The organism is Leuconostoc mesenteroides subsp. mesenteroides (genome assembly GCA_009676745.1).
GTDB classification, from domain to species: domain Bacteria; phylum Bacillota; class Bacilli; order Lactobacillales; family Lactobacillaceae; genus Leuconostoc; species Leuconostoc koreense.
In genome coordinates this window covers 1,663,931-1,676,457 of record CP046062.1, presented here as the reverse complement: position 1 = coordinate 1,676,457, position 12,527 = coordinate 1,663,931, and the positions used below count along the sequence as shown (strand labels likewise).

12 protein-coding genes, 1 tRNA gene and 1 other annotated feature are annotated in these 12,527 nt (G+C 36.0%); of the genes, 8 read left to right on the top strand and 5 right to left on the bottom strand.

Translation table 11 applies throughout. The annotated features are described in order from the left end of the window. Positions 1-340: 340 nt before the first annotated feature. Positions 341-1,945: a hypothetical protein gene (locus GJV51_08365; protein QGM25992.1), complete on the bottom strand. Its 1,605-nt coding sequence runs from the start codon at positions 1,943-1,945 to the stop codon at positions 341-343. A gap of 733 nt (positions 1,946-2,678) precedes the next feature. After that, positions 2,679-2,939 carry a hypothetical protein gene (locus GJV51_08360; GenBank protein QGM25991.1) on the bottom strand — a complete coding sequence of 87 codons (261 nt, stop codon included), beginning with the start codon at positions 2,937-2,939 and terminating at the stop codon, positions 2,679-2,681. A 550-nt stretch (positions 2,940-3,489) separates the two neighbouring features. On the opposite strand from GJV51_08360, the gene GJV51_08355 reads away from it, so the two are divergent. The 7 genes from GJV51_08355 (at position 3,490) to GJV51_08325 (ending at position 8,484) form a co-directional block, all read left to right on the top strand. Further along, on the top strand, positions 3,490-4,071 hold the full coding sequence (locus tag GJV51_08355; GenBank protein ID QGM25990.1) for a TetR family transcriptional regulator: 582 nt from the start codon (positions 3,490-3,492) through the stop codon (positions 4,069-4,071). A gap of 89 nt (positions 4,072-4,160) precedes the next feature. Then, positions 4,161-4,244: a sequence feature (ribosomal protein L21 leader region), on the top strand. Positions 4,245-4,255: 11 nt separating this feature from the next. Next, complete coding sequence (rplU, locus tag GJV51_08350) at positions 4,256-4,555, top strand: 50S ribosomal protein L21 (GenBank protein QGM25989.1); 300 nt, start codon at positions 4,256-4,258, stop codon at positions 4,553-4,555. 27 nt (positions 4,556-4,582) lie between these two features. Beyond that, positions 4,583-4,900 carry a 50S ribosomal protein L27 gene (gene rpmA / locus GJV51_08345; protein QGM25988.1) on the top strand — a complete coding sequence of 106 codons (318 nt, stop codon included), beginning with the start codon at positions 4,583-4,585 and terminating at the stop codon, positions 4,898-4,900. A 116-nt stretch (positions 4,901-5,016) separates the two neighbouring features. Next, positions 5,017-6,111, top strand: a complete 1,095-nt coding sequence (locus tag GJV51_08340; GenBank protein QGM25987.1) for a M24 family metallopeptidase — start codon at positions 5,017-5,019, stop codon at positions 6,109-6,111. Position 6,112: 1 nt separating this feature from the next. Continuing rightward, the gene (locus tag GJV51_08335) at positions 6,113-6,559 is read left to right on the top strand and encodes a hypothetical protein (protein QGM25986.1); all 447 of its coding nucleotides are present in this window, start codon (positions 6,113-6,115) and stop codon (positions 6,557-6,559) included. A gap of 84 nt (positions 6,560-6,643) precedes the next feature. After that, complete coding sequence (locus GJV51_08330; GenBank protein QGM25985.1) at positions 6,644-7,987, top strand: bifunctional metallophosphatase/5'-nucleotidase; 1,344 nt, start codon at positions 6,644-6,646, stop codon at positions 7,985-7,987. Then, positions 7,987-8,484: a DUF1027 domain-containing protein gene (locus GJV51_08325; GenBank protein QGM25984.1), complete on the top strand. Its 498-nt coding sequence runs from the start codon at positions 7,987-7,989 to the stop codon at positions 8,482-8,484. Before GJV51_08330 ends, GJV51_08325 begins: the two co-directional genes overlap by 1 nt. Positions 8,485-8,557: 73 nt before the next feature. Here the strand turns inward: GJV51_08325 and GJV51_08320 are convergent. Together GJV51_08320 and GJV51_08315 are read right to left on the bottom strand one after the other, a co-directional pair. Continuing rightward, positions 8,558-8,629, bottom strand: a tRNA-Glu gene (locus GJV51_08320). A gap of 120 nt (positions 8,630-8,749) precedes the next feature. Beyond that, positions 8,750-9,793, bottom strand: coding sequence for a branched-chain amino acid aminotransferase (locus GJV51_08315; GenBank protein ID QGM25983.1), 1,044 nt, complete (start codon positions 9,791-9,793; stop codon positions 8,750-8,752). A gap of 218 nt (positions 9,794-10,011) precedes the next feature. Here GJV51_08315 and GJV51_08310 point away from each other — a divergent pair, with 218 nt between their 5' ends. Beyond that, positions 10,012-10,956 carry a phosphoglycerate dehydrogenase gene (locus GJV51_08310; GenBank protein ID QGM25982.1) on the top strand — a complete coding sequence of 315 codons (945 nt, stop codon included), beginning with the start codon at positions 10,012-10,014 and terminating at the stop codon, positions 10,954-10,956. A 58-nt stretch (positions 10,957-11,014) separates the two neighbouring features. On the opposite strand, the gene GJV51_08305 is transcribed toward GJV51_08310, so the two are convergent. After that, positions 11,015-12,370 carry a hypothetical protein gene (locus GJV51_08305; protein QGM25981.1) on the bottom strand — a complete coding sequence of 452 codons (1,356 nt, stop codon included), beginning with the start codon at positions 12,368-12,370 and terminating at the stop codon, positions 11,015-11,017. Positions 12,371-12,527: the final 157 nt, after the last annotated feature.

Below are 12,527 nucleotides of genomic sequence, written 5' to 3'. Positions count from 1 at the left end.
TTTTACTACAAATTGATGAGTACAGTGACATTTTATTTGGTTCTGAATTTTGAAAGTAGTTACTTTGTCAGAATAAATTTTTAGGTATTTTAACTATTAATTGAACGCTAACTAGCAATAATGCTAGTGTTGCAAGAGTTATAAGAATCGTATTTTTAAGTCGAAGCAACAGTTCAAGCTATCGTTTTATTTAAACATGAACTAAATCAATCATACTGATTATTGATAGATTTGGTAAGTCAGAAGATAAGAAAAGTAAATAATAAAAAACCGCCAACTGATAATTCGAGTGGGCGGTTTTTTATTATTTGTTAAAGTTTTTTACAAGTGTAAAAAAACTTTAATGTTTATGGCTGAATATTGTGTTTTTTGATTTCCCATATGTTTTAAACAAACCAATTATTAAACTAAAGAGGCCAGCAGACCATCCTACAATTGAAATGATATAAGAGTATTTTATGAATTTAGGGTTATTAATTATAACTGTCACGTGTTTGGTCGCAATATTTCTGATTTCTAAAGTATGTCTATGATTTGTTTTGACAGAGGTTTTACCAGTATCAGTTACAATAACATAATTCATATTGGGATAATACCAAACGGGTAAATTAATTATGCCCTTTTCTGTTTTATCAAAAGTGAATTTGATTTTGTTGGCTTCAAATGCCGTTTCAACATTGGAAATTTTTTTGTTATTAACGAACACTTCGTGATTATTAACAGAATTCATGCGCGAATAAAATTCAGGATCATTTTTAGCTTTTGTCTGAGGTATATACTCAGGGTACGAATATAAGCTGTAAAATACTGGGTCAGACAGCGTTTCATTATCAACTTTTGTATTTTCTCGGTATTTAGGAATTGAATCGAGATGATTTTCTTTTAACGTTTTAACGTCTTTAAAGTTAGGGAAGGCTTTTTTTGCGACGTAATTACTCGTCTGATAGCTGAATGTTATACTGAGGCTAAAAAAGATAATAGGAACTAGAAATCCTACTTTGTCCAGTTTCTTTGCTGTGAATAAAACAAGTGTCATGATAGCTAATATAAATGGTACTAATCTGGTCGGAAATTGAATGATTGACACTGGTGTATTTTGAAGCAATGCCCATGGGAAATATGGTGAAATTAGCAATTGAGCAACAAAAATAAAGAATATGATAATCTTGGCATTTTTATTGAACTGTTTAAGATTTGACAACAGTAATATGTCAGCAATCAATAAAATACCAAATATGGGCGGTGTTGCGGAGCCAAATATTGTAGGATTGGTTAAAGAATGAATCATGGATTCAATATTTAACGTACCAGATGTTAAAGGCATTTCTTGGACAGTTGACAGGTGTGTTTTAGAAAAAGAGAGGATGCTCGTCAAAGTGTGCAGAGATAGCACGATGCTGAATAATGCTGCGCTAATTATTTGAAATAAAAAAATTGATTTACTATTACTTTTTACCATTAAGAAAACAAAATAAATAAAAAGGATGCAAACTAATATAATTGCACTAACAAGGTGGGTGTTTAATACAAAGGACACTGCAAATGCTAAGCTGGTTACGTATATCAAACTGCTGTTTTCAGCTAATTTTTTTAATGATAATACTGATAAAGGTAACAAAAAGTAAACGCTCCATGCACCAAAAAGACTCAGAGATGACGAATAAAAAATATTAATGAAAGTGAACGTTGCCAATACACTAGTAAGTGATTGAATTTTGGATGCATGCAGCTTTTGGAATACAAAGTAGTTTAGGATACTACCTAATAAAATAAAAAGAAAAATAATTGTTTCGTATTGAGCAATTGGTTTTAGGAAAGCTGTCAAAATAATAAATGGCAATAAACTAAAACCTGGATACATACCATTTATGGCTTGGCCAGTATTAGCAAAGGCGTGAATATCAACCATTAGTGGCTGATGGAAAGATTTGATATAAGTTGTCACATCGTATATACGGCTCAAATGAAAGTAAGTATCAGTTCTCCACGTCAATGTAGACTGACAAATTGAAATACCAAATAGTAAACATGCCGATAAAATTATAATAATTACATTAAATATATTGTTGGTTGTTATGCACTTTTTTAGTGTATGAAACATCGTCATCTCCATTAAGCACTTTATTTACTACAAAAATGAATTTCAGCATGTTAAAGAGCTTACTGATGTTAATCTTAATTGACTTTGTTTGAAAAACAATGACAAATAGTAAATAATAGCTTATTCTCCCACATAATAATAAACATATACCCTTTAAGATACCATTGAAGAGATACAAAAACAATAAATTATGCTTAATGGTAACGAACATTTATTTGTACAATGATATAGTAAAACCGGTTAGAAATTAATCTAGCCGGCCTTTTTATTACGATATTTTTAATGCTTTACTTTTACACACTTTAGTACTAAAGTTATTTTTTATGAATTAGTCAGAATAATAGTTTTTAAAGTGGTTGGTAGTCGCATTCTTGTCATACTTATTGATCTATCAAGGTTTGAATTTTTGATGCAAGTTTTTATAATTACGACATTTATTAGTTATCATGTTATTTATAAAAAATCTCACAAACAAAACAATACAAAATCAGGGAAACATTATAAAAAAATTCCCCTGATTTTAATGAACACAAACGTTGTAAATGTTTAAAAATTCACAATATAAGTTGTTCAAAAATTAAATGGCGGTTACGAAGGTGATTAAGCCAAATATTATACCTGGAAAATTAGCTAAAGCAACAGGTATATCGCGGTGTTTCTTTTTTAGTGCGTATATAACCCACAAGGTACAATTGATAGCTGCTACCAGCGGTTGTAAGGGGTTTGCCTTAGATCCAGCTAAATTATCTGCTATTTGAGGGATATACGAAACATACATTAATACAGCCATGATGGTCGCAATCCAGCTTAAATACTTGATGAAATTTGTTTCTTGCATGATACTCTTCTCCCTTTTTATTATTGTACGCTTTAATAATACAACGAAGTGAATAAAATCACAACTTTTATCATATTAGTTAAAAATATTTAAAATAAGTCTCACGATTTTTACCTAAATAATTGAAATTTTAGAATACTCGTCAAATTAATTTGTACCTTTTTAAAAAATAGTGCTATCATAAGCATAGGGTGATCTTTTCTATATTCTATTTTATTTCATAAGATCCTTATTCATTTCATTATTGGGGGATCACCATACATAGACGGGGATAATTATGTCTGTTAATACAGTGGTTTATTACATAATAGTAAACTATGTAACAAGTGCCGGATCAAGGCGCTTTTTTATTGGCAAAGGTTATTGAGTATCCAATCGATGCCTTTGACTTAAAAAGTAACAATTCATTTGATTTCAATATGTTATGATTTACTAAGAGTGAACCATTAGATTATCTGATTGGCTAATAATTATTAACTGAAGTTAATGATTAAAGAATATATCAAATGAAGTGGGGGATAGCCATAATATTTTAGTCAGGAGTAAACTTATGTCAAATAAAACTGATGCACGTGTTTTACGTACGAAACACATTATCCAAGCTGAAACAATTATATTACTTTCAACGCAGCCAGACTTTTCTATCACAACCCTATTGGATCGTGCGAATATTACGCGAGGAACATTTTATAAATATTATCGTAACAAAGAACATCTTATATCTGAGATTAATGATTCTTTGATTAATGACTTACTAGAGCATACACAACAAACTTTCAAAATAACCGATATGATCAACACTGTGAGTAAACAAGCGGCTTTTTATAATGCTGTTTTGAACCATGATATTGACAAACCATTCAGTGATGCTTTATATACTAGACTACGTACCCAAATGGCAACCCGCACTAGTACGTTAAATGATGAAGAACGAAGGGCGCAACAATATCAATGGGAAGTTATCAATGCTGGCTTTTGGGCTATCATGGCTAAATGGTTGGCAGACAATATGAACATTTCGCAATCTGACTTGTTCAGAGAATTTACAGAGTTATGGCGAATCAATACCAATACGGTTGCCAGTAATGGATTAAACTTATTCGACTTTAGTAATGGCGATGAATTGATATGATGGTTACTGGGTTCTTATGGATACCTGGAAATTTTTTTTGGAAATTATTGACTGGATAATCTATTTTTGGTATAATTAAACGGTTGTTAGCATAGCTACAACCACTCAGAACAGGTCAAAGCATGCTTGGGACTAGGGCCCAACCGCCTGTGATGGTGAGTCTAAGTATAAGGAGAAACCAATAATGGCATACGCAATTATTGTAACTGGCGGCAAACAATACAAAGTCGCTGAAGGCGACACAATCTTCGTCGAGAAGTTAGATGCAGAAGCAGGTGAAAAGGTTACTTTTGACCAAGTTGTATTAACTGATTCAAAGATTGGTACACCTTTTGTTGAAGGTGCAAAGGTCGAAGGTACTGTGGAAAAGCAAGGCAAGCAAAAGAAAGTTGTTACTTTCAAGTATCGTGCCAAGAAGCATTCACATACTAAGCAAGGCCACCGCCAACCATATACACGCGTGAAGATTGATTCAATCGCGTAATCATTACTTGTAAAGGAGAATAGACTTATGTTGATGAATCAAGAAAACTTACAAATGTTCGCGCACCACAAAGGTGGCGGATCTTCAGCCAACGGTCGTGACTCAGCTGGTCGTCGTTTAGGAACTAAGGTTGCTGACGGACAAGACTTAACTGCTGGTTCAATCATTTACCGCCAACGTGGTACGCATATTTATCCAGGCGTAAACGTTAAAAAGGGTGGCGATGACACATTATTTGCTTTGACAGATGGTGTTGTTAAGTTTGAACGTAAAGGTCGCGAAAAGCGTCAAGTATCTGTTTACACACGTGAACAATATAACGAAATTGTTGCTGCTGCAAAGTAAGTAATAATTATTGAAAAGGCTAGCGTATTATGCAGATAATATGTTAGCCTTTTTATTTACTTATGATTAAGATTACAGATGGTATAATTAAATCAGTTATAGGAAAGAGGATTTTTATGTCGAAGTACTATGAAGCGCGTATTGCTAAATTGCAGAAGCTACTGGCCAAACTTAACTTGGACGGTATGATTGTTTATCAAGGTTTTAACACAAAATATTTAACTGGATTTGAAGGTGGCACTGGTGATGGCATTGTCGTTGTCGGCAAGAAGAATGCTCGCTTAATTACAGATGCCCGTTATGAAGAGGATTACAAGAATAGGTTACCTGAAGGTGTTGATTTTAAAGTCACACGTGATTATTATGGTGTCGCCGTAAAAACAGCGCAAGAATTTGGTATCAAAAAGTTAGCTTTCGAAGCAAGTTTACCTTATGATATTTATGATTATTTGGATGAGTTATTGCCAGCGGATATTGATTTTGATGCATTGCCAAAAGCTATTGAGGTGTTACGTGAGGTCAAAGATGTACAAGAATTAGAAGCTTTACGTAAGGCAGCCAATGCGTCAGTGAAAGCATTTAAAGACTTGCTATCCTTTATAAAGCCGGGCAAGACAGAACGTGAAGTTGCTAATGAATTAGACAGACTACAAAAAAAATACGGTGCACAAAAAGCATCCTTTGATACAATTGTTGCTTCTGGATACCGATCAGCGTTACCACACGGTGAAGCGACTGACAAAGTAATTGAAAATGGCGAGTTAGTAACCATCGATTTTGGATACTATGTTGATGGCTATACTTCAGATGTAACGCGAACGATTGCTGTGGGAAATGTCAGTGATGAGCTGAAGAATATCTATGAAATTGTTAAACAGGCTAATCAAAATGCTATTGATGTTGTTAAACCAGGAATATCGGGTAGCGAAATTGATAAAGTGGCACGTGATTATATTACAGAACATGGCTATGGACAGCAGTTTAATCACGGTGGTGGTCATGGCGTTGGCTTGGATATTCATGAAGGTCCAGCAATTAGCCCCCGTTCTAGTGATGAAATGCAAGTTGGACATTTGTTAACAATTGAACCTGGGATTTATCTAGCTAATCAGGGGGGCGTTCGTATTGAGGATGACGTTGTTGTGACAGCTGACGGTTTTGAAAATTTGACAGCGGCGTTGTCTAAGGACTTAGTAGTTATTGAGGAATAGAATGGTACAAGAACGATTAGACTTTTTAGTATTTTATCGGGGTAATTTGGTTACGGGCTTTGATTACATATACGTAAAACGTCAAGAAGGGCATGCTTTTTGGCAAAGTGATATTAAAGCGCAGGAAGCAAAGGATATCTTAGATAAGGACTTTATGTTTTATAATCCGCATTTAAATGACAAAGGGGAGCCTTTTAACTGGCGCTATCGTGAGGATTGGGTTGATATGACAAAGGTTTGGGACCATTTTTCAGAAGAGGCAATGGCTTATATTGCGACTTGGATGACTGAGTACCGTGGTCCATCTTATGATGATCCTAGTAAAAATGATGAGTGGGGTGTTCGTTTCAAAGTACCAGGAGAAAAAGAGCAATTCATTTGGGGGTTAAATGCTTTTCCTGCAAATTTGGACGATTTTAGTCATTTTTTGTATCGTTTTGGACAATAAAAAGACGTCAGTTGACGTCTTTTTGCGTAGATAGGTGTAAAATTAAAATATAAATCATTTTGTGATCATCTAAAGAGGAAACCAATGGGGACAATTCACTTATTACATACAAATGACATGCATTCGCATTTCGAAAATTGGCCTCGTGTATCACGTTATCTATTAGCAAGCCAGGCTAAGTATGATGAAACTTTTACGTTTGATATTGGTGATGCAATCGATAGGTTGCATCCATTGACTGAAGCAACCCAGGGATGGAGCAATGTTTCGTTAATGAACGACGTACATTATGACGGTGTGACTATTGGGAACAACGAGGGACTTGTTTTCTCACATGACACCATGAATCACTTGTACGATAATGCTAATTTTGATGTATTATTGGCTAATTTAAAAGAAATGCCTCATGATACACAACCTAAATGGGCTAAAAATTATAAAATTTTAACCACTAAAAATAACACGAAAATAGGTGTCATCGGATTAACGGCACCATACCAACTAACTTATCCGGCACTTGGCTGGAATCCTGTTGCTGTTGATTTGACGTTAGACAAGTACCTACCAGTTTTGCGTAAGCAAGTAGATATTATTTTGTTACTCTCTCATTTGGGTTTGCCAACAGATGAACATATTGCTCAGAAATATGATGTAGATGTTATTATGGGTGCCCATACGCATCATTTGTTACCGCAAGGTAAAATGGTTAATGGTACTCTATTAGCAGCGGCAGGACGTTATGGCGAAAATGTTGGTGATATCGCAATAACCATTAAGAATCATCGAATTATTCATAAGTCAGCGATAACAACGCCTACTTATGAATTAGCAGAAAATGATGATGATTATAAAACAATACGGAGTTGGATTGTTAAAGGGCGAGAATTACTTGAACAACAGTACGTGTGCACATTGCCTCGTGAAATAACGCCAGATGAACAAGTTTATGATGGTCTACGTGCGTTGAAACAGTACTATAATGTACCAGTATCGATGATTTCTACAGGAATGTTTAGTGAGGAGTTACCAAAGGGACAACTAAGTCGATATGAACTATTAGAAAGTATGCCGCACTCAATTAACCCAATGTTAATTACCTTATCTGGAGACAAATTACTCTCCTTGTTGCATAGTATTGACGAACAGATGACAAACCTAGCACAATATCATATGAAAGGTAGTGGATTTCGAGGCAAAGTTTTCGGTTATATGCGCTTTGATGGCATTGAACGACAAAAGAATGGTAAAGTTTTGTATAATGGAGAGACAATCGATAAAGACAATTTGTATAAGATAGCAACACTCGATCATTACAAGTGGATTTCTTTTTTCCCAGATGTAGCACAAGCGCCGGCAAAAATAGAATTAAATCTACTTTTGCGTGAACTGATGGCAAAATATTATGCGAATAAATATAAGGATAAATAATGGATCACGACACATTAAAAGAACGTACACGAAAACAACAAGAGGAACGTAAAGGGAGTTATAAAGTTAAAAAGCTGGGTAACGAGGTTGAAATTGACCGTTTAACGCTAGAAATAGTTGAAGATTTTAAAGATGCCTTTGATGAAGATAAATTGGCTATAAGATACACACCGCTATTGGCGCAGTATGATTATATTGTGGGGGATATTTCCGCTGAGCAATTACGCTTGAAGGGCTTCTATAACAATGATAGAGCAGTGAACAATCATGATACAATTCAACATTTACAGGATTATCTGTATGAATATGTGAATTTTGGTGCACCGTACTTCGTTCTAGAAAATATTAATCCGCGCGTTCCTGAGATAAGTGAACGGCCCAAAAATAAAAATAAAAGTAAGCATCATCGGCCTGCAACTCATAAAAAAGAATCAAGGGCAAAAGTGACTGCAGCTAAACAAAAAAACAAAAAATCATTTGTGATTAAGCAAAAATAAGAGCCTACGCTAGGCTCTTATTTTTTAATTTATAGAAACAAAAAAGCTACAACCAAAGTTGTAACTTAATTAGTAGCTCGTGAGAGAATCGAACTCTCGATTCTGCCGTGAAAGGGCGGCGTCTTAACCACTTGACCAACGAGCCATGATCAATTGTTATTTGCTTGAATCAAACAACTATATTATAATATCAAGAATTCACAGTACTGTCAATACTTCTTACGTACAAAAATAAAAAAACATCACTAAGATGTTTTTTAGTATATTAATCAAGCGGTACGTTGATTGCCCAGCCTTCAGGACCTTCTTGATCACCATATTGGATGGCCGTCAAACGATCATAAAGCTTTTGTGTCCAAGGACCAACTTCTGTTTCAGAATAGAATACGTGCTTATTACCGTTATGTGTGATTGAACCTACAGGAGAAATGACTGCAGCAGTTCCCATCGCACCAGCTTCGGCAAATTGATCTAGGTCATTGATGGAAATAGTTGTTTCTTCAGCTTTTAGGCCAAGTTCTTCGGCTACTTGAAGCAATGAATACTTGGTTACAGAGGGTAAAATTGAGGGCGATTTTGGTGTTAAGAAGCGACCATCCTTGGTGATACCGAAAAAGTTGGCTGATCCCAATTCTTCAATATTCTCGTGCAAACGAGGATCTAAATAAACAACATCAGAATAACCAGCAGCATGAGCTTCATGGCCAGCAAGCATTGAAGCACCATAGTTACCACCAGCCTTGGCTGCACCAGTACCGCCGTGAGCAGCACGATCATAATGGTTAGTAACATAAGCTGTTGGTGTTAATCCGCCCTTGTAGTAAGCACCAACAGGGGTTGCGTATACTTCAAAGACATAGTTATCTGCTGGCTGCACGCCGACAACTGGGCCACCACCAAATTCAAAAGGACGTAGATAAAGTGTTGCACCAGTCCCATAAGGAGGGATGAAATCTTTGTTTGCTTTCGTAACTTCTTTTAAAGCACGCTCAAAAAGTTCTTCGGGGACGGGAGCCATCATCAAGCGAGCGGCTGAATTTTGTAGACGCTTTGCATTACGGTCAGGACGGAAAATGTTTGCACCGCCATCCTTACGGCGATAAACCTTCAACCCTTCGAAAATAGTTTGACCATAATGAAGTCCGGTTGCTGCCTCATTGACTGGAATGGTTGAATCTGTTTCAAGACCGCCTGCGCTCCATTCGCCATCTTTATAGTAGGCACGAAAACGATAAGGAAGATCGTGATATTCGAATCCCAAGTTATTCCAATCAAAATCCTCAGGTTTAGCCTTTCGCTGTTCTGACATAATACGTCCTTCTTTCTTAGAAAAATATGATAAAACTACTATAACCCTTAGAAGAGAATTGTGCAATAGCTAACCATAAATCTTTTTAATGTTAATTATTTAGAAATCTCGTATAATTAAAGATGGGGATGAAGCCTATGAATCGGCTCATTGCACAACATCACTAAATTGATTTGTCATATCAATGATAAATCAATTATTATTGGAGATGAATTAAAATGGCATTATTATTAGCAGTGAAAGCAATAACGCAAGAAAACAGAAAATTTCTTGCCCAATATGATATTAGCGTTGTGACACCGGACACGATTACGGATGAGCAAATACCTGAAGTATTGATAAGTTATGCGTGGGACACAGAAATTGGGCGTAAAATCCTTGCTAATCCAGAATCTAAGTTAAAATGGATTCAAGCGCAATCTGCTGGTGTTGACTACTTACCTTTGAAGACACTAAAAGAGCGACAGATTATCGTGACAAATGCAAGTGGATTGAAAGCTGTCCCTATAGCTCAAACTGTTTTGGGCTATATTCTTCATTTTGCTCGTGGTTTAAATGTTTACGCTACACGAAAACATTGGGAGCCATTTACAGATCAGTATTTGATGAGTGAACTGCCAGTTTTGGTGTTTGGTACGGGTCGAATTGGACAACAAATTGCTCGTGCTGTAAAATCATTGGGCGGTGTAGTTTTTGGTGTGAATACCACAGGTCGTCCAGTTGAAGGTTTTGATGCAATTTATCCAATTTCTGACTATCAAGAAGCGCTAGCTAAAGCGCAAGTTATTGTTGACGGGTTACCCGGTACAAAAGAAACTGAAAATTTTTTTGATGATCATTTTTTCCAACAATTTAATCAATTATTTTTGTTTATCAATATTGGGCGAGGCACAACTTTGAATCAGGACGATTTACTTTCAGCAATTGATGATTCTCGTGTTAAATATGCTGCATTAGATGTTACAACACCTGAACCTTTACCAATGGATCATCCATTATTTGAGCGACCACAAATTTTATTGACACAACATACAAGTTGGGGGGAACACGAAAGTGCTGGCCGTGTCGGTGGATTATTTCGTTTGTTTGAAAAAAATGTTCCTTCATTTATGGCTGACGGTACATTTATCCAAAATGTCGTTAATCTAGACAAAGGCTATTGAATTTGTTACAAAAAGCAGTGATACGCTAATTTAACGTGTCACTGCTTCTTTGTTTATATTAGTCAAAATGCCGCCAGTCCTTATCTAATAGAGCGCGTGCTACAAACAACCCAAGTGGCAAGAACATTATAATCAAAGCAGCTTTGGTCATCCATAGCGCGCCAGTGCCAATTTGATTGTTGCCGATATTATATACAGCACGATAGATATACAAACCTGGCACCATAATGACGATTGAAGGAACAGTTAAGGAAATTCTTGGGTAACCATTGTAACGATTGACCATTGATGCGATTAATCCTGCAATCAGAGCGGCAATAAATGCTGCTGCTGCAGGAGGAATAGTAGTTAAATCGACTAATTCTAGTCGTAAAGTATTGGCAATTGCACCAATGCATCCAGCCACAGCAGCCATTTTTTTTGAGCTGTTAAACATGATCGAAAAACCAAATACACCACAAAAACTAGCAGGAATACGAAGTAGCATTAGTGTGATTGATGACAAGCCAAGTGGCGAAAAATTTTCTGGGCGAAAATGGACTAGCGATGCGACTAACCAGCCCACTAATGTAGCAATTAACGTGATCATTATGGCATAAGATAGTCTTTCTAAACCGGATCTCATGTCTAACTTCGAGATATCTAACATACTAGTGATAAAAGGAAAGCCAGGGATAACGAAGAGCATGGCACCAATATATCCGGCTTCATGCTGAGCTAAAATATGAAAATAGAATTCGAATGTTCTAAATGCAATCATATAGGTGACACATGCTGTGGCAACACTGATAGAGATACCTACAATAGTCGTTATCGCATGCTTACCTAAAATTGAACGGACATAGTTTCCAATTCCCGCACCAATAAATGAACAGATCATTTCTGGAATACCGCCGCCAAGTAAAAAAATGAATGCGCTACATGCCAGAGCAGCAGCAAGGCCGGAGATGAGTGGTGTATATTGTTTGGGGCGATTTTGAATGTCGTCAATCGTATGATGAATTTGACCGATAGTTAAAGATGAAAAATCATCTTGAATATTATTAACAAAATGCTCTAAAATATTTAGCTTGTCGGTATTTACGCCTGTATTTGGTAGGGATAATACTTGAGTATAGCTCTGATTATTGCTAAAACAAGTATACTCCAATGAAATTAGTCCGATATCGGCAGAGCATGTGAGATTTAGTTTTCTAGCCACTTTATTCATTGCATCTCGTACACGCCATGCGCCAGTGCCGCAAGATAGCATGAGAATACCAATCCGACCAACAATTGATGCGCGTTCCTGAAGACTAGCGCTTTTAGCTGGAATATTTTCGCTTTTGATCAAACTAGCCCAAGGAATCGTCATATGGTGGTGTAAAGATAAAGGTATTTTTTTTAATACGTGTGGATTACTATTTTTGTCCATTATTTCCTCCAACGAATCAATAAAATTAAGACAACATACCTAATTCCTTCATTATAGTTTTAGTTGCTGTTGTATTCAAGCCATTGCCGAAATCCATGAATTGCCAGAGATAGGAAGAAATTGCGCTACCAATTAATCAAATGAAAGCACATACGCT

Bases quoted from the DNA above. Each gene is read 5' to 3' on its own strand.
- GJV51_08360 (QGM25991.1), bottom strand. From the start codon at position 2,939: ATGCAAGAAACAAATTTCATCAAGTATTTAAGCTGGATTGCGACCATC.
- GJV51_08355 (QGM25990.1), top strand. From the start codon at position 3,490: ATGTCAAATAAAACTGATGCACGTGTTTTACGTACGAAACACATTATC.
- rplU (QGM25989.1), top strand. From the start codon at position 4,256: ATGGCATACGCAATTATTGTAACTGGCGGCAAACAATACAAAGTCGCT.
- rpmA (QGM25988.1), top strand. From the start codon at position 4,583: ATGTTGATGAATCAAGAAAACTTACAAATGTTCGCGCACCACAAAGGT.
- GJV51_08340 (QGM25987.1), top strand. From the start codon at position 5,017: ATGTCGAAGTACTATGAAGCGCGTATTGCTAAATTGCAGAAGCTACTG.
- GJV51_08335 (QGM25986.1), top strand. From the start codon at position 6,113: ATGGTACAAGAACGATTAGACTTTTTAGTATTTTATCGGGGTAATTTG.
- GJV51_08330 (QGM25985.1), top strand. From the start codon at position 6,644: ATGGGGACAATTCACTTATTACATACAAATGACATGCATTCGCATTTC.
- GJV51_08325 (QGM25984.1), top strand. From the start codon at position 7,987: ATGGATCACGACACATTAAAAGAACGTACACGAAAACAACAAGAGGAA.
- GJV51_08315 (QGM25983.1), bottom strand. From the start codon at position 9,793: ATGTCAGAACAGCGAAAGGCTAAACCTGAGGATTTTGATTGGAATAAC.
- GJV51_08310 (QGM25982.1), top strand. From the start codon at position 10,012: ATGGCATTATTATTAGCAGTGAAAGCAATAACGCAAGAAAACAGAAAA.
- GJV51_08305 (QGM25981.1), bottom strand. From the start codon at position 12,370: ATGGACAAAAATAGTAATCCACACGTATTAAAAAAAATACCTTTATCT.